Origin of the sequence: Duganella sp. CT11-25, assembly GCF_047302815.1 — a bacterium.
Lineage (GTDB): Bacteria > Pseudomonadota > Gammaproteobacteria > Burkholderiales > Burkholderiaceae_D > Rugamonas.
On sequence record NZ_JBKBFD010000001.1, the window covers coordinates 3811335 to 3828236 of the forward strand.

Genomic DNA, 16902 nt, shown 5'->3' on the forward strand with positions numbered 1-16902 from the left:
AATAAAAGCAACTCTTTATGATAACGAAACCTGCAGATCGGCGATATTGATGGGTTTGACCAGGTGGGCGGCGAAGCCGGCCTCGCGGCTGCGCGTCTTGTCGTTCTCCTGGCCGTAGCCGGACAGGGCCACCAGCTTCAGTCCGGCGCCGCCCGGCAAGCGACGCAAATGGCCGGCCAGCTCGAAGCCGTCCATGCCCGGCAGGCCGATATCGAGGATGGCCACTTCCGGCATCGCCGCCGACGCCTGCGCGATCGCCTGGACCGGATCGTAGGCCACCTCGGCGCGGTAGCCCAGCGCCCCCAGCAGGTCGCCCAGCGAATCGGCGGCGTCCTGGTTGTCGTCCACCACCAGCACGCGGGTGCCGCTGGCCGGCGCCGGCGCGGCAAGCACCGCGGCCGGCGTGTCGGCCTCGTCCGCCACGGCGCCGGGCAGCGTGATGGTGAAGGTGCTGCCGCGGCCCTCGCCGGCGCTGTAGGCGCTGACCTCGCCGCCGTGCATCTGCACCAGGTTGCGCACCAGCGCCAGGCCGATGCCCAGCCCGCCCTTGGCGCGGTCCAGTTGGCGGTTGCCCTGCACGAACAGGTCGAAGATATGCGGCAGCAAGGCCGGAGCAATGCCGTTGCCGTCGTCGGTGACCTGGATCTGCACCGCCGCGCCCTTGACGCGGGTGGCCAGCGTGACGTGGCCGCCGGCCGGCGTGTAGCGCGCCGCGTTGCTCAGCAGGTTGGACACCACTTGCGCCAGCCGCGCCGGATCGCCGTGCCAGCGCACGGCCGGCACGTCGACCAGCAGCCGGTGCTGCTTTTGCTCCAGCAGCGGGCTGGCCATCTCGATCGCCTTGTCCAGCACCTCGGCCAGCGGCACGGTTTCCTTGCGCAGCTCGACCTTGCCGCTGGCGATGCGCGACACGTCCAGCAGGTCGTCCACCAGCCGCACCAGGTGGTCGACCTGGCGCTGGATCACGGCCTGCTCGTGCACGGTGTCGCCGCTGTCGCCGCGCAGCTTCATCAGCTTGAGCGCGGTGACGATGGGCGCCAGCGGATTGCGCAGCTCGTGGCCCAGCATCGCCAGGAATTCATCCTTGATGCGCGAGGACAGGTTCAGGTCGAGGTTCAGGCGCTCGCTCTCGGCCATCGCCTCGGCCAGCGCGCGGTCGCTTTCGAGCCGGCTCAGCGTGGCGCACACGGCGGCGGTGAACTGCTCCAGGAACTGGCGATAAGCGCTGTCGAGCGGCAGCCGCGGCGACACGCGGAACGCCAGCGCCAGCTCGGCGCACAGCTGCAGCTCGGCGCCGCGTATCAGCACCACGCCGTCCCCGGTCTCGCCGCCGCCGGCCTCGCCGCGCCGCAGTTCCGCCGCCAGCAGGTCGCCGGGATGGTCGCGCGCCGACTGCGCCACGCTGTCGCGCACGTCCTGCTCGCTGCGGCAACCCAGCAGCCGGCGCGCCAGCAAGTCCAGCGCATGGCGGCGGCGCTCGGCCAACACCTGGGCCGTGGTCTCGGTGCACACCACCAGCACGCCGCCGACCCGGTCGTCCTCGTCGAACACCGGGGTATAGGTATAGCTCCAGTAGACGTCCTCGATGCGGCCGTTGCGCCAGATCGGCACCAGGTTGTCCGCATACCAGCGCGGCTCGCCGCCGTTGCGCACCTCGTCGATCTGCGGACCGATGATGGACCAGATCTCCGGCCAGCATGCGCGCCCGGCCTGCCCCAGCGCGGCCGGATGCTTGCCCTCGCCGAAGCACGGCACATAGGCGTCGTTGTAGATCTGCGTCAGTTGCTCGCCCCACCACAGGAACATCGGATGCACCGAGTGCATGACCACGCCGACGCTGGTGCGCAGCGACACCGGCCAATCGGCGATGGCGCCCAGCGGCGTGTCCTCCCAGCGGAACGCCCGCACCAGGTCGCGCATGGGCGTGCCGGCGCCGATGAAACGCCAGCCGCTTTCGCGCGCCGGACAGGGAAGAGACGTGAGGGAGTGAGCCGGCATAAGGAGTCCGTGACCAGAAAGACAAATAGTAGCAACTGTAACGTATCGCGGCGCACAATAGCAGCGCGTTTTGCGCACGCTTGACATTCCCCGCATATCTGGCAAATTGTAGCCATAGATCAAGAAGGGATTTCGCCATGCAAGCGCGTCACGTTGTAACCGCCATGGCGTTGATGGCACTTGCCGCGCAGGCCCAGGCCTGCCGGCTGAGCATGGCGCTGGAGCAATGGCCGCCCTATATTTTCAGCCCGCCCCAGGGCGCGCCGTCCGGGCTGGACCTGGAACTGGCGCAAGCCATCCTCAAGGAAGCCGGCTGCACGCTGCAGCTGTTGCCCGAACTGCCGGCCGCGCGCCGCCAGGTGCTGTTCGAGCAGGGCGGCATCGACCTGCTGCTGGCCGCGTCGGCCACGCCGGAGCGGCGCCGCAACGCGCGCTTCAGCATCGCCTACCGCCACGAGTCGGTCGGCCTGTTCACCCGCAGCAACCTGTTGCCGCAGTACCAGAACATCGCCAGCCTGGACGCGCTGCTCAAGCGCAAGCTGCCGCTGCTGGCGCCCAAGCTCGGCTGGTACGGCCCCGCCTACGCGCGCCTGCAGCCGGCGCTGGCGGCGGCCGGCCAGCTCAGCACCTTCACCAGCTTCCAGCAGGGCATGCGCATGCTGGACGCCGGGCGCGCCGACCTGATCATGGGCGACCGCGCCGCGCTGCGCCACGAAGCCAGGGAACAGGGCGTGGCCATCAGCCCGCTGCCGCTGGTGGTGCGGCGGGCGCCGGTGCACCTGATGCTCAACCAGCGCAGCACCAGCCAGGCCGAGCTGGCGCGCATCGACGCCGCCATCGTCCGCCTGGAGCGCCAGGGCGTGCTGGCCCATATCCGCAACCGCTACGGCGAACTGTAGCGGGTCCGCGCCGGTCTAGGGCAGCTGCAGCCCGTCCAGGTAGGGCTTCAGCTCCGGCCGCCGCAGGGCCGCGTCCAGCTCGCGCAGCATGCGCTCGTGCTCCTCGATGAAATACGGATAGAAGTATTCGCCGATGAAGAAGTTGCGCGCCACCGTGCCTTCCAGCGATTGTTCCCAGTTCGGCTGCGAGCGCTGGATCTGCACCATGCGCCCCGGCTGGAAGTTGTGGAAGGTGATGGCCGGCTCCTTGCCGTTGACGGTGATGGTGTTCTTCAGCGCCAGCGCCAGCCTGACCCGCGCCAGGTCGGTCTCGTCCTGGATCAGGATGGTGAAGCGGGTGCCGGAGGCCGGGTGGTTCAGCTCCCACAGCTTGCGGCGCCAGGTGGCGCGGTCGGGACAATCGATCAGGCTGATTTCCGGCACCGGCTCGGCAAACATGTCCGACAGGTCGTGCGCCGCCCCGGCCAGCGGCCGGAAGGTCAGCGCCAGCGCCCGCCCCTTGTTGCGCGCGAAAAAGCTCATCGGGTCCTTGCCGTCGCCCATGCTGGCCATCAGGCCGCCCAGCGATTGCGGATGGAAATCGGCGCCGCGCAAGCCCTCGAAGAAGATCATGCGGTTGATGTCCAGGTTGTCGCCGCCCTCCTTGTGGCGCATCAGCAGGCGGTCGATCAGGCCGGAGACGAAAATGAACTCGGCCGGCACGTGGTCGTCGACGAAGGCGGAAAACGGCAGTTGCTGCGCCAGGCCGGGCTGGCGCCGTATCACCTGCTTGACCACTTGCTGGTACTTGGCGAAGCGCGGGTTGCCGAGGATGAACTGGGCGTCGACGATGTCCTCGGCCTGGATCCGGAAGTGCTCGCGCATCAGCGCGGTGTCGGTCAGGTCGAAGCGGTTGTCGTCCTTCGGATACTGCGACTTGGTCTGGTGCGTGTCCTCGGTCACCACCGACGGCGTCAGCACCACGATCACCTCGCGCTTGTTTTCCTCCTTGCTTTCGTGGCCGAACAGCTTGCCCAGCAGCGGCACCTCGCCGACGCCCGGCACCTTGTCGCTGCTGCTGCTGGCGTTGCGGCTGACCAGGCCGCCGATAATCAGCGGCATGTTGTCGCGGATGCGGGCATAGGTCTGCACCCGGCGGGTCGAGATCGTCGGCGCCGAGGCCAGCACCGCGTTGGTGGTCGAGTCCAGCACCTTCAGGTCCTGGTTGGGCACCGAGGCGGAGACGCTGGCGTCGATCAGCATGCTGACCTCGCTGCCATCCTCGTTGATGCGCGGGCGCACGTTCAGCAGGATGCCGGTCGGGATGTACTGGAAGCTGAACGAGACGCGGCCGCCGGTGCCGCCGGTGCCGGAATCGATGCTGGTGGCGATCGGGATATCGGTGCCGATGCGGATCGTGGCCTGGCGGTTGTCGATGGTCATTACGCTCGGGCGCGACAGCACCTCGGCCTTGTTGGTCTCGACCAGCGCGTTGATGCGGTTGAGCACCTCGATCGGGCTGATGCTTTGCAGCGTGTTGCGGCTGGCCGTCATCGCCGTGCCGCCCGGCCCCAGCGCGGTCAGCGTCCCCAGCGTCAGGCCGTAGCTGCCGCGCTTGCCGGACCATTGCACACCGAGGTCGCGCAGCGTATCGCTGTTAATCTCCAGCACCAGGCCTTCGATGTAGACCTGGCGCGCCGGCCGGTCGATGGTGGTTTCCACCAGGTGGCGCAGGCGCTGGAACTGCTCCGGCGAATCCGGGTGGTACAGCACCAGCAATTCATTGGTGCCGTTGGCCACCGTCTGCGACAGGTCGGAGGCCGCGTTCGGCAGGATGTTGGTCATGCCCAGCTGGTCGCGCTGGACCTGGTTGCCGGCGCCCTCGACGCCGCCGACCAGGCCGACCTCCTTGCGTTCCGGATTGGGCATGCGTATCACCAGCGGCAGCTTGTCCATGCCGATGCTCTTGGGCAGGCTCTTGAGCGATTTGAACTTGGACGAGGACTGGTCGGCCGACGACGGATACGCCGGCCCGCCGCCGCCGTTGAACCCCTGGGCGCCGTTGCTCATGCTGGCGTTGCCGTTGCTCCAGCCGCCGCCGGCGCCGGCGGCCGGCGCATAGCCGGGCACCTCGACCACGTCCGGGCTGTTGACCTCGTCGGCCAGCGGCGAGTTCTCGTCGGTGATGGCCGAATAGCCCATCGCGCGCAGCGCGAACAGCGCGTCGTCGGCGTCGATATAGCTCAGGTGGATGATCTGCGACTCGAGCTCGCGCAGGCGCAGGTTGGAGCGGGTCTGGCCGCGCTCTTCCAGCACCTTGCGCAGGCCGTCGTCGAACAGCGCGGCGCTGGCGCCGTCCACCCACAGCTGCGGGATGCGGCGCGGCATGGTGACGTAGCCGATGCGCAGCGCCGGCACGCCCGGCGCCGCGTCGGCGGCCAGGTTGACCAGGCCCTTGACCGGTTCCGGCACCGGCGGCGCCGACAGCGGACTGCCGCTGCCGGCCATGCGGTACAGGCTCTGGTTGGTTTCGAAATACGTCACCAGGTCGCCGATCAGTTCGCGGATCTGGCTTTCCGGGATGCGCGCCAGCGGGATCGTGCGGCCGCTGCTGCCGAGCGCCGGCCCGTGCAGCGGCGCGGCGGCCGGCGGCGCCACCGCCATCTGGGTTTGCGCGTGGACGGGAAGCGCCACGATCAGAATGCAGCAAAGCGTCCGGGCCCAGGGGCGCAGACGCTTCTGTAGAGGGGAAGCCATAGTCTTGTCCAGAGTTGCAAAAGAAATGCCAACCGGCCTGGGCCGGTTGGCGGCGCTGCCTTAGTTACAGCCGACCAGCACCTTGATCGGATTGATGATCTTGGACCAGATGCTCTTCGACGGCCGGGTCGAGATGAAGTCCCACACATAGCCGCGGTCGTTGAACATCGAGGTGCCGGCGCGGATCACCAGGTTGTGGTCGCTCTGCAGGTGCAGGTAGTACTCGCCCTTGGCCTGCTCCGGCGCCGAGCACGCCACATAGCCCTTGTTGTTGCTCGGGCTGGTGCCCCTGTAGGTGCACAGGCGGCCGTCGGCCTGCATGGTGACGAAATAGCTGTCGGCGCTGGCCGGCAGGTTGACGCCGGTGTGGACGTCGGCGTAGTTACCGTTGGTCGGCGGATTCGAGCCCGGCTTGCGGTGGTAGACGGCGAAGTCGCCGTTGGCCTGCATGATCGCGATGAAGGTGCCGTTGCGCGAGATCAGGTACTCGTTGACGCCGAGCCAGTCGCCGGCGCGCATGGTTTCCTTGCCGTTGGCCGACTGCGGCGCGTTGGCGCTGGCGATATTGTTCGGCTTGTAGCCGGCCGCCGCGCCCTTGAGCAGGAAGTGCTCGGTCACGCGCACCACGTTCATCAGCAGCACGCCGTTGCCGCCGTTGCAGTTGCTGCTGCCGCGCGGGATGCTCATCTCCGGGTCCGAGCACACTTCCTGGTTCTTGCGGAAGTAGTAGTCGGCGTCCAGGTACGCCAGTTTCGGGCTGGAGAACATGCCCCTGTCGGCAAAGCCGGTGGCCGACGGATCGGCGTTGAACTGGTTCGGCGACGCCACGAAATGGTGGATGTAGCCGGCGTTGTCGTCGCCGTACAGTTCGGCCAGGTAAGGGTAGCGCATCTTCAGCGCGGCGATGCTGATGTCCGGCGCCGGGTCGCGGCCTTCGCGCGCGCCGAACTTGATGTAGTGGTCCCACGCGGCGCCGGCGTTGTTGCCGAACGCTTCCTGCAGGTCAGGATTCTTCAGCACGTAGAAGTCCGGCTTGAAGTATTTCTGGATCTCGGCCAGCGGCACTTCCTTCTTGACCATGTAGTCGACGCCCTCGACGCCGGGGAACACCAGCGCCTTGCCTTCGGTCTGGCGCAGGTTCAGCGACTGGCCCTTGTAGCGCACCGCGACCGCCACGCGCTTGACCTTGCCCGACGCCGGATCGCTGCCGAAGAACACGTTCATGTCGGCCGGCACGTAGACGTTGCCGTTGACCATGCCCTTGCGCACCTTGTCCAGCGCCATCGTGCCGTTGGAAATGGCGCCGCCTTCAATGCCGTACCAGGCGCCCGCCACCTCGACCGGCGCGTCGGCCGGCGCCGGCAGCCAGGTGTCGCCCAGCGTGCCCGGGAACACCAGGTTGCGGCCCTCTTCCTGGCGGATGTTGTAGACGCGGCCGTTATGCACGACCTGCACCGCCAGCACCTTCTTCACGCCCGGATACGGGTCGCCGCCGAGGAACACATTGATGTTGGACGGCACCGACAGCACGCCGTTGACGACGCTGGCGCGCAGCTTGTCGACGATCGCCGCGTTGTTGACGGCGCCGGTGTTTTTGCTTTCCGTGCCATACCAGGCCGCGTTGACCTGCAGGCTCTGGGCCATGCCGGCCGCGCTGGCCAGCAGCAGGGCCAGCAGCGCGAACAGGCGGGAAAATGAGAAGTAAGGCATGCTGTGGATCTCCTGTGGGTTGGACGTGTTCATCGCGGCGAGACCTTGTCGCACTTCGGATACACGAAATTGGCGGTCGCCGCGGCCAGGCCGGTCGGATCCACCAGGCCGGCGATGCGCAGCGAGGCCTGGGCCATTTCCTCCGGCGTCACCGCCGTCGCCAGCTGGTAGTTGGCGGCGGCGTAGGTGGCCGCGCCCATGGTCGCCTCCAGGTAGGCCTTGTTCTGTTCGTACAGCTTCTTCAGGTCCGCGACCGCCTTGGCGATGGCCGACGAGTTCTCGGCCGGCTTGGTGGCCGCCGCCGCGCCCAGCGTCGCCACCAGCTTGGCGATGTCCTTGGCGGCGCTGATCACGCCATACACCTGGTTGCCGATCACCTTGACGCACTGGCCGGCGTTTTCCGCGCAGCCGGCGCCGCAGTCGGTCCAGCCCGCCGGGCAGGTGCCCCAGCACACCGGGCCGATGCCGGAGAAGTTGGGCTTGCAGCTCGGATAGCACAGGCCGCCGCTATTGACCTTGTCGCCGTCGCATACCGACGGCGCCAGGCCGATGCCGCGGTCGTACAGTTCGCGCGACAGGTCCAGGCCGGAGCCGGCCGGGCCGCTGACGGCTGCTTTCCAGCCGGCCGGCACGCCCGGCGTGTTCAGGCCGCACAACAGGCCGGCGTTGGTGTAGCCGCTCGGGCAGCTGGTCGAGGCGTTGCACAAGTCGACCTTGGCCGGCACCAGCAGCGCCTTATCGATGTGGCAGGTCATGCCCCAGTTGCTGTAGCCCGAAGGGCAGCTGCGCAGGCACATCGTGACGGTGCCCTCGTAGCCGTCGCGGCACGGCGTGTAGCACATGCCGGTCTGCTTGACGCGGTCCGAGTTGCAGCTCGGCGGTATGGTGCCGACGCCGCGTCCATAGCTGTCTTTCCAGCAGAATTCCGGCGTCTGCGCGCTGGCCGTCGTCGGCAGCAGCGTCAGCATCAGGGCCAGGGCCAGCACCGGCGCGCAGGCCGTCAATATCCATCGTTTCAACATGGTGGTTCCTATCGAAGAGTGAGCGGCTTAGGGCGCCACGGAAGCCTGGCGCTGCTGCGCCTTGCGGGCGGCCTCGACCATCTGGCGCAGGCCGTTCAGGTCCAGCGCGCCGGGTGCGACGGTGTTGCCGACGACGAAGCCCGGCGTGCCGTTGATGCCCAGCGGCGTGCTCATCGCGACATTTTTTTCCAGCTCGGCGGTGACGGCCGGGTCGGCCATGTCGGCGCGCAGCCGCTCGACATCCAGCCCCTGCGCGGCGGCCAGCGCCAGCACGGCGGGCTCGGCCAGCGAGTCGGCCGCGAACAGCGCGTCATGGAAACCCTGGTACTTGCCCTGGCGGTCGGCGGCCAGCGCGGCGCGCGCGGCGACGATCGAGTCCGGGCCGAGGATCGGCAGTTCCTTGTAGACCAGGCGCACGTTCGGGTCGCTGTCCAACAGCGCCTTGACGGCCGGCGCCACGCGCTTGCAATAGCCGCAGTGGTAATCGAAGAACTCCACCACGGTGACGTCGCCCTGCGGATTGCCGGCCACCGGCGAGGCGGCGCCCGCCAGCAGTTCCTTGCTCAACACCTCGACCGACTGCGCCGCCTGCTGCTGCGCGCGCGCCATGTCTTCGCGCTGCAGCAGATCGCTGGCCTGGCGCAGGATGCCGGGGTTTTTCAACAGGTAGTCGTGGACGATGGTTTCGATCTGCGCCGGGGTCAGGGCGGTGGCCGGCCGGGACGGCTTGGCCGGCGCCGCGGCGTGGGCCGCGAGGCAGAACGTGGATGCCAGCAGGGCGCTGCAAAGCGCGCGCGTGTAGAGCTTCATGGAGGTCGCTTCCTTGGTTGGGTATGGACGGGTGTGGACTGTGGCGGCGCGCAGGGGGGCGGCCGATTGTTATTGTGTGAAAGCGCGGATCATATTTCCTAGCAGGAAAGTTGTATGTAGCACAAACGTGCTACATCGCTCTGCCGCCCATTCCGCTGTAGTACGCCAGCAACGTTCGCGCTGCCAGAAAATCAACTCGTTGAGTGTTTCCGGCGGCCCGGTTTTACGCGCGGCGATCGCGCTTATGATCGGCTTTCCCTCAGGGAGAGACGTCCAATCAGTGCGTAAAAACTATAAAGGATCAGCATGAAAAACCGGAACACCCGCAGTCCGCTCAAGCCGTCCGTCCTCGCCATCATGGGCGCGCTGGCCGTCATGGGCGCGCAAGCCCAGACCCCGGCGCCGCCGCAGGCGCCCGCCGCCGACGACCCGAATGTGATCTTTGTGACCGGCTTCCGCGCCAGTCTGAACAGCGCGCTCAACATCAAGCGCTCCAGCGACGGCATCGTCGACGTCATCAAGGCCGAAGACATCGCCAAGTTCCCCGACGCCAACCTGGCCGAGTCGCTGCAGCGCGTGCCGGGCGTGTCGCTGACGCGCGGCGACGGCGGCGAGGGCAAGCAGATCACCGTGCGCGGCCTGAACGCCGGCTTCACCCGCGTGCGCATCAACGGCATCGAAGGTGTTACCGCCACCGGCGCCTCCGACATCAACGGCAGCACCAACCGCGGGCGCGGTTTCGACTTCAGCGTGTTCGCCTCGGAACTGTTCAACAGCCTGGAGGTGCGCAAGACGTCCGAGGCGGCGGTCGAGGAAGGCTCGCTCGGCGCCACCGTCGACCTGCGCACCGCGCGCCCGTTCGACTTCAAGGACCGCACCTTCAGCCTCGGCGGCCAGGCGCTGAACAACTCGCTGTCGAAGAAGACCGAGCCGCGCATGACGGCGCTGTATTCGGACCGCTGGAAGACCCCGGCCGGCCAGTTCGGCGCGCTGTTCTCGCTGGCCTGGTCCAAGCGCACCGCGCAGGAGGAAGGCTATGAGGCGGTCGAGCTGCTCAGCGCCAGCAACGACGGCGGCTTTTGCTCGCCGCTCGGCTACGCGCCGCAGAACCCTGCCAACAGCGTCATCAAGGGCATCGACGCCGCCAACTGCGGCACCGGCGTGCCGCGCACCTCCAACCTGGACGCCTACAACAGCGTGATGTCGCGCACCGACAACTACGGCGGCACGGTGGCCTCGCCGCTGGCCGGCTCGGGCGCGTTCGCGCCGCGCATCCCGCGCTACCGCCGCTCGCTGACGCAGTACGAGCGCACCGGTCTCACCGGCTCCTTCCAGTGGCGGCCCGACACCCAGACCGAGCTGAACCTCGATCTGCTGGGCGGCAAGTTCAACAACAGCCGCTACGACAACTACATCTCGGCGATCTCCTTCGGGCGCAGCCTGGGCCAGTCCAACGGCAAGCCGCAGACCTCGATCCTGGAGACCCACTTCAACGACAACGGCAGCTGGGACTATGGCAAGTTCAATGCGGTCGACATCCGCACCGAAGGCCTGCTCGACAAATACTCGACCTTGTTCAAGCAGCACGTGCTGTCCGGCCACCGCGACCTGACCGACCGCTGGCGCGTCGACTTCCTGAGCGGGAAATCGAAATCCGACCTGGACGAACCGATGCGCGCCACCGTGCAGTTCGACTCGCCCAACGTCAACGGCTTCTCCTTCGACTTCCGCAACAACCGCAACGTGCCGACGCTGAACTTCGGCATCGACGTCGCCAACCCGAACAACTTCAGCTTCGCGCCGCAGGAAGCGGACGGCACCTTCCACGGCCAGTTCGTCGGCCGCTACCTGCACACGCGCAATACGCTGAAGACCAACGAGATCAACACCAGCTACGAGCTCAACGACAACCTGACGCTGCGCGGCGGCTTCTCCAAGCGCGACAACACCTGGACCAACGTCGAGATCGCTTCGGGCGGCAACGGCCTGGCGCTGCCGAGCGGCGTCACCCTGGCCGGCCTGACGCGCCAGATCAGCGGCTTCGGCAGCGGCCTGGGCGGCACCGGCGTGCCGAGCTCGTGGACGGCGGTGGACCTGGACAAGTTCCGCGCCGTGTACGACATCGAATGCCACTGCTCGGCCGTACCCGGCTCCAGCTACGACTACCTGGGCCAGGTCAACCGCGGCGTCGACGAATCGATCAAGGCCGCGTTCCTGATGGTGGACTTCAAGTACGACCTGTGGTCCATCCCGCTGCGCGGCAACGTCGGCGCGCGCGAAGCGCAGACCGACGTCACCTCGTTCGCGCTGGTCAACGCCAACGGCGTACTGCAGCCGGCCACGATCGCCAACCGCTACCGCGACTTCCTGCCGGCGCTGAACGTCTCGGCCACCTTGCCGCGCGACGTGATGCTGCGCTTCTCGGCCGGCAAGACCGTGGCGCGGCCGGAGTACACCGACCTGGCGCCGTCGACCACGCTGTCGACGCAAAGCCAGACGGTCAGCATCGGCAACCCGATGCTGGCGCCGATCCGCGCCAAGACCTACGACCTGCAGGCCGAGTGGTACTACGCCAAGAACGCCATGATCTCGGCCGGCATGTTCCACAAGGATATCGGCACCTTCATCCAGGGCGTGTCGGAGCGCGCGGTGTTCTCGTCGCTGGGCCTGCCGGATTCGATCCTGATCGGCGGCGGCTGCAGCATCACCGGCGGCACGCCGGCCTGCGCCACGCTGCCCAACACCACGGTGGTGGTCAACCGCAAGGTCAACACGCCCGGCGGTCCGCTCAACGGCTACGAGCTGAACCTGCAGGCGCCGTTCAGCTTCCTGCCCGGCCAGTGGAGCAACTTCGGGCTGCTGGCCAACTACACGCACGTCGACTCGAAGATCACCTACATCACGCGGGTCGACAATCCGAACACGCCGGCCAACGAGAAGCTGACGCAGCAGGCCAACTTCACCGGCCTGTCGCCGAACGCGCACAACATCACGCTGTTCTACGAGGACAGCAAGTTCAGCGCGCGGGTCTCGGCGGCGCACCGTTCATCGTATCTGTTGAACGTGCTGGGCGATGTGCAGGGGCATGACTTCACCATCGTCGACGGCTCGACCAATGTGGACTTCAGCATGTCCTACAACATCACGCCGAAGTTGCGCGTCAGCGTAGAAGGCCAGAACCTGACCGACACGCCGCTGCGCTACGGCCGCGACAGCCAGCGCAACGACACGCTGCTGTACGTGCACTCGGGCCGCTCGTTCGTGGTGGGGTTGAACTACAAGTATTAATCGTGGCGATTAATGCTCGCGCCAATGGTCGAGGCTGTGCGGCTCGGCCAGCGGCGCGCCATTGCGTTCGGCGCGGAAGCGGGCCGAGGCCGCATACACGGCGCGCCGCACGCGCATGATGGAACCGATGGGCCGGTGCGCGGCCAGGCAGTGCCACGGGCTGAACTGCATGCCGTCGTCCACCAGCACCGACAGGCCATGCGTCCAGCCGGCCTGCGGCGGCGCCGTGATGCGCGCCACCGCGATCCAGGGGCTGGTCCATTCGACCGAGGCGTCTTCGATCGGCATCGATTGCAGGTCGCTGCATAGCTGTACGCGCAGCTCCCACTCGGCGCTGTTCTCCGTCACGAAATCGACCACGGCGCCGCGCAGGCCGTTGGGCTTGTGTTCCAGGTCGACCTCCCGGCCCGCCAGCGCGACCAGCCCGGGCGACACCGGCGCCAGCGACAGCTTGGCCATGTAGCGGCCGAACAGGATCGGGGCCTGGGTGAAGAAGGTCTCGCCGAGGATATGGGTTTCCGGATGGCCGCCGAGCCCCTTGATGGCGCCGCTCTCGATGCCGACCGCCTCCAGCGCCTTCTCGGCGCCGCGCAGCGCGGTGGACAGGGCCTGCTTCAAGCCCGGCGCCTTGTCGGTGGTGGCGGCCAGCAGCTTGACGCTGCCGAGGAATTGCCTGGCCGTCGGCGCCAGGAACACCGGGCCGTTGACCATCACGAAATCCTGCGTGGCATCGGCCTCGCCGCCGGGCAGGCGCTCGCCGGGTACGCCGATCACCTTGATCGCCATGCCGCGCGGGGTGGACACCTTATCGTCCAGCATGTCGCCGGGCGTGGTCGACAGGCGCATCACCACCGGCCACTCGCCGCCGGAGCCGGCGAACAGGCCTTGTGCATAGTCGGGCGGCAGCTTGTCCAGCACCCGCAAGGTGCCGCGCAGCAAGCCGTGGCTCTTGGCATGCACGCCCCGATGGGCATGGCCGGTGTCCTGGTCGACGGTGGCGGCGATGCCGTGCATGGCCTCGGTCAGGCCGGCGATGGTCTCGGCCTCGCCCTCCTCCTCGATTTCATAGGAAGGATCATAGGGCAAGGGTTGTTGCATGTGGCGGGTAGGAAAGTCCATGATCGTTCCATTTGGGGGGATGAGGCCATGATGGCGCAGTGGCGCGCGCGCGTCTGTGGTGCCGCACACACTGGCCCTGCGTAACACGCTCGTGTTACGCGAAGACACTTCCCAGGAACAGCAACGGCCCTGTATCTTTGCCTACGGCGGCGATCCGCCGCGCCTATATCCGGAGGCCAAGCATGGCGATCACTCTGCTCAACAATACCCAGTATCCGGCTCAGTACACGATCCTGAAAGGCCAACTGGTGGCCACGTCCCTGACCATCGTGGCGCCCGGCGCCAGCGTGCTCGTGCCCGCCGAGAGCCTGTACACCGTCAACGCCGCGACCACCCTCGACGGCAACCTCCACACGTCCGCCCCGCTGCGTGTCTCGCCTGGCGTCGGCTTTAGCGCCGGGATCAGGCAGGACGCCGGCCTGCAAACCTATATGTTCGAGGTGCTCGAGATTCCAAGCTCGGGGCCGAATCAACTGGAATTCGAATCCAGCTGCAAGTCCGAGGTGGTGTTCACCATCCTCAAGAACAGCCGGCCGCTGCAGTCGATCGTGCTGACCGAGCCGTTCAAGAAATCGATCCTGGCGCTGAGCGACACTTACTCGGTCAGGGCGGTCATCAATGGCGTAACCACCGATGTCGCGACCACCAACGATCCAAACGCCACCATCACCGCCGTTGACGACACGGCGGACAGCTCCGCTGGCTACTACACGTTGCGGGTCTCCGCCTGACACCACCAACCCGGCCGGGATGCCATCATTGGAGCCACATCATGCAGGAAGCTGAAAACAGAGGGGCCGAGCTCGTCCCGCAAATGGCCGGGGAACGAGGGTTCGTCGCCCGCGGCAGGGAGGTGAAGATTCGTTGGCGGTTCGCCGGCGACGGCGAGAGCATCACTGGCGTTCTCAGTATGCCGGATACCCGGTACGGCCTGGTATTCGAACTCGGCCGGCAACGGCCGCTGGAAGACGATCGCATCTATAATTTGGCCGCACTCGATATCCGGCTCCGGCTGGAATACAGGAATGGCGGGAGCGCAGGCCGGCAGGCGGTTTATCTGCACTGCTGCTTGCCGTTGACCCAGCACGAATATTTTAACGGCGAAATCGGCCTCTGGATCACAGACTCCCCTACGACCGATGCCGCCCCCGATGCGGATCCCGGTCCCGATCGGGATCCAGCGCCGATCGCACCACCTGGCGGATCAGACACCTGAGCGGGTAAAACAGCCGCCCGTTGTTTACGCGAACTTGGTGAAGTCCGGCTTGCGCTTTTCGAAGAAGGCGGTGAAGGCTTCCTTGGCTTCCGGTGCGGCCAGCATGGCGCCGAAGAATTTGTTTTCGGCGGCGATGGCTTCCGTGACCGGTCCCTTGCGGGCGGCCTTCATCAACTGCTTGGTGGCGCGGATCGAGCTGGCCGGCAGCGCCACCAGCTTGGCGGCCTGGCCTTCGGCAAACGCGCGCAGCTCGGCGGCCGGTACGATCTTCGATACCAGGCCCATCTCCAGCGCTTCCTGCGCCAGGAAGGCTTCTCCCAGCATCAGCTTCTCGGCGGCGCGCGGGTAGCCGGCAATTTGCGTCAGCAAAATGCTCGATGCGAATTCAGGGCACAGGCCCAGCTGCACGAACGGCATCGAGAACTTGGCGTTGTCGGCCGCGTAGACCAGGTCGCAATGCATCAGCAGCGTGGTGCCGATGCCGACCGCCGCGCCGGCCACGGCCGCCACCACAGGCTTGGTCGAGCCGCTCAGAGCCATCATGAATTTGTAGACCGAACGCTCCTCGATGCCCGAGCCGTCGGCCGGACGCGACGTTTTCATGAAGTCTTCCAGGTCGTTGCCGGCGGTGAAAATTTCCGGCTTGCCAACGATCAGGATGGCGCGCACTGCGGCATCCTGTTCCGCTTCGTTGATGGCGTCGGCCATGCTCTGATACATCGCCGAGGTGATCGCGTTCTTGCGCTCAGGGCGGTTGAATTCCAGCGTCAACACGCCGTTGGTCTTGCTGCTTAAGATATCCATGTGGTCTCCAAATGATTAAGGGCGCCGAGGTGTAAGCCGCAGCGCCCTTTTATGTATCGTGCTATCCGATTACACGCGTTCGATGATACCTGCCGCGCCCATGCCTGCGCCGACGCACATGGTGACCATGCCGTATTTCAGGTTGTTGCGGCGCAGTGCGTGCACCACGGTGGCGGCGCGGATCGCGCCGGTCGCGCCCAGCGGGTGGCCCAGGGCGATCGCGCCGCCCATCGGGTTGACCTTGGCCGGATCCAGGCCCAGGTCGCCGATCACGGCCAGCGCCTGCGCTGCGAACGCTTCGTTCAGTTCGATCCAGTCCAGCTGGTCCTGGGTGATGCCTGCGGCCTTGCAGGCGTCGGGGATCGCGAACTTCGGACCGATGCCCATGATTTCCGGCGGTACGCCCTTGACGGCGAACGACGAGAACTTGGCCAGCGGGGTCAGGTTGTGCTCGCGCAGGAATTTCTCCGACACGACCAGCAGCGCGCCGGCGCCGTCGGACATCTGCGACGAGTTGGCGGCGGTGACCGAACCCTTGGCGGCGAACACCGGCTTCAGCTTGGACAGCGATTCCACGGTCGAATCGGCGCGTGCGCCTTCGTCGGTGTCGACGGTGCGGGTCTTGACCTTGATCTCGCCGGTCGCCAGGTCAGGCGTGCGGGTGATGATCTCGACCGGGGTGGTCTCGTCCTTGAAGAAGCCGGCCTGCTGCGCGGCGATGGCGCGGCGGTGCGATTCGACGGCGAAGGCGTCCTGCGCTTCGCGCGAGACTTTCCATTGGGTCGCCACTTTTTCAGCGGTCAGGCCCATGCCGTAGGCCATGCCGACGTTTTCGTCGGTGAACATGTTCAGGTTCATCGATGGGTGGTGGCCCATCATCGGCACCATCGACATCGATTCGACGCCGCCGGCGATCATCGCATCGGCTTCGCCGACGCGGATGCGGTCAGCGGCCATGGCCAGCGCGGTGATGCCCGATGCGCAGTAGCGGTTGATGGTGACGCCGCCGATGGTCTTCGGCAGGCCGGCCAGCAGCACCGATTGACGGGCGATGTTGAAGCCCTGCTCCGCTTCCGGGAACGAGCAGCCGATGATGGCGTCGGTGATCAGCGATGGATCCAGGCCGGGCGCCTGCGCCAGGGCCGATTGCAGCACGCGCACCAGCAGGTCGTCCGGGCGGGTCTTGTTGAACATGCCGCGCGGCGCCTTGCCGATCGGGGTGCGGGTGGCGGCGACGATGTATGCGTCTTGAATTTGTTTGCTCATTTTGTTCTTTCGAAAATTTTTGATCGAAGACTGT

General features: G+C 66.8%; 12 protein-coding genes. 4 read left to right on the top strand and 8 right to left on the bottom strand.

Translation table 11 applies throughout. The features are described 5' to 3' along the window. Positions 1 to 15 precede the first annotated feature (15 nt). Positions 16 to 1998, bottom strand: a complete 1983-nt coding sequence (locus ACEN9F_RS16355) for an ATP-binding protein (RefSeq protein ID WP_413421310.1) — start codon at positions 1996 to 1998, stop codon at positions 16 to 18. 137 nt (positions 1999 to 2135) lie between these two features. On the opposite strand from ACEN9F_RS16355, the gene ACEN9F_RS16360 reads away from it, so the two are divergent. Beyond that, entirely contained in the window at positions 2136 to 2897 is a 762-nt protein-coding gene (locus ACEN9F_RS16360) for a substrate-binding periplasmic protein (protein ID WP_413421312.1), read from the top strand. Positions 2898 to 2912: 15 nt separating this feature from the next. Here the strand turns inward: ACEN9F_RS16360 and ACEN9F_RS16365 are convergent, their stop codons facing one another. The 4 genes from ACEN9F_RS16365 to ACEN9F_RS16380 form a co-directional block, all read right to left on the bottom strand. Continuing rightward, positions 2913 to 5570, bottom strand: a complete 2658-nt coding sequence (locus tag ACEN9F_RS16365) for a type II secretion system protein GspD (protein ID WP_413421314.1) — start codon at positions 5568 to 5570, stop codon at positions 2913 to 2915. A 123-nt stretch (positions 5571 to 5693) separates the two neighbouring features. Next, entirely contained in the window at positions 5694 to 7343 is a 1650-nt protein-coding gene (locus ACEN9F_RS16370; protein ID WP_413421316.1) for a hypothetical protein, read from the bottom strand. Positions 7344 to 7372: 29 nt separating this feature from the next. Then, positions 7373 to 8365, bottom strand: a complete 993-nt coding sequence (locus tag ACEN9F_RS16375; protein WP_413421318.1) for a hypothetical protein — start codon at positions 8363 to 8365, stop codon at positions 7373 to 7375. Positions 8366 to 8392: 27 nt separating this feature from the next. Continuing rightward, complete coding sequence (locus ACEN9F_RS16380) at positions 8393 to 9175, bottom strand: DsbA family protein (RefSeq protein WP_413421320.1); 783 nt, start codon at positions 9173 to 9175, stop codon at positions 8393 to 8395. Positions 9176 to 9481: 306 nt separating this feature from the next. Between ACEN9F_RS16380 and ACEN9F_RS16385 the strand changes: the two genes are divergently transcribed. After that, on the top strand, positions 9482 to 12463 hold the full coding sequence (locus ACEN9F_RS16385) for a TonB-dependent receptor (RefSeq protein ID WP_413421321.1): 2982 nt from the start codon (positions 9482 to 9484) through the stop codon (positions 12461 to 12463). A gap of 9 nt (positions 12464 to 12472) precedes the next feature. Here ACEN9F_RS16385 and ACEN9F_RS16390 read toward each other — a convergent pair whose 3' ends face one another. Then, positions 12473 to 13582, bottom strand: a complete 1110-nt coding sequence (locus ACEN9F_RS16390) for a catalase family protein (RefSeq protein WP_413421323.1) — start codon at positions 13580 to 13582, stop codon at positions 12473 to 12475. Positions 13583 to 13764: 182 nt separating this feature from the next. On the opposite strand from ACEN9F_RS16390, the gene ACEN9F_RS16395 reads away from it, so the two are divergent. Then, positions 13765 to 14313: a hypothetical protein gene (locus ACEN9F_RS16395; RefSeq protein ID WP_413421325.1), complete on the top strand. Its 549-nt coding sequence runs from the start codon at positions 13765 to 13767 to the stop codon at positions 14311 to 14313. 41 nt (positions 14314 to 14354) lie between these two features. Further along, positions 14355 to 14798, top strand: a complete 444-nt coding sequence (locus ACEN9F_RS16400; RefSeq protein WP_413421327.1) for a hypothetical protein — start codon at positions 14355 to 14357, stop codon at positions 14796 to 14798. A gap of 24 nt (positions 14799 to 14822) precedes the next feature. On the opposite strand, the gene ACEN9F_RS16405 is transcribed toward ACEN9F_RS16400, so the two are convergent. Then, on the bottom strand, positions 14823 to 15602 hold the full coding sequence (locus ACEN9F_RS16405) for an enoyl-CoA hydratase (RefSeq protein ID WP_413421329.1): 780 nt from the start codon (positions 15600 to 15602) through the stop codon (positions 14823 to 14825). Between the two features lie 69 nt (positions 15603 to 15671). Next, a complete protein-coding gene (locus ACEN9F_RS16410; protein ID WP_413421331.1) occupies positions 15672 to 16868 on the bottom strand; it encodes an acetyl-CoA C-acyltransferase in 1197 nt (398 codons plus the stop codon). Positions 16869 to 16902: the final 34 nt, after the last annotated feature.

Excerpts from the sequence above, each read along its gene's own strand:
- ACEN9F_RS16385 (WP_413421321.1), top strand. The coding sequence starts at position 9,482 with ATGAAAAACCGGAACACCCGCAGTCCGCTCAAGCCGTCCGTCCTCGCC.
- ACEN9F_RS16355 (WP_413421310.1), bottom strand. The coding sequence starts at position 1,998 with ATGCCGGCTCACTCCCTCACGTCTCTTCCCTGTCCGGCGCGCGAAAGC.
- ACEN9F_RS16405 (WP_413421329.1), bottom strand. The coding sequence starts at position 15,602 with ATGGATATCTTAAGCAGCAAGACCAACGGCGTGTTGACGCTGGAATTC.
- ACEN9F_RS16410 (WP_413421331.1), bottom strand. The coding sequence starts at position 16,868 with ATGAGCAAACAAATTCAAGACGCATACATCGTCGCCGCCACCCGCACC.
- ACEN9F_RS16360 (WP_413421312.1), top strand. The coding sequence starts at position 2,136 with ATGCAAGCGCGTCACGTTGTAACCGCCATGGCGTTGATGGCACTTGCC.
- ACEN9F_RS16380 (WP_413421320.1), bottom strand. The coding sequence starts at position 9,175 with ATGAAGCTCTACACGCGCGCGCTTTGCAGCGCCCTGCTGGCATCCACG.
- ACEN9F_RS16400 (WP_413421327.1), top strand. The coding sequence starts at position 14,355 with ATGCAGGAAGCTGAAAACAGAGGGGCCGAGCTCGTCCCGCAAATGGCC.
- ACEN9F_RS16390 (WP_413421323.1), bottom strand. The coding sequence starts at position 13,582 with ATGGACTTTCCTACCCGCCACATGCAACAACCCTTGCCCTATGATCCT.
- ACEN9F_RS16375 (WP_413421318.1), bottom strand. The coding sequence starts at position 8,365 with ATGTTGAAACGATGGATATTGACGGCCTGCGCGCCGGTGCTGGCCCTG.
- ACEN9F_RS16370 (WP_413421316.1), bottom strand. The coding sequence starts at position 7,343 with ATGCCTTACTTCTCATTTTCCCGCCTGTTCGCGCTGCTGGCCCTGCTG.
- ACEN9F_RS16395 (WP_413421325.1), top strand. The coding sequence starts at position 13,765 with ATGGCGATCACTCTGCTCAACAATACCCAGTATCCGGCTCAGTACACG.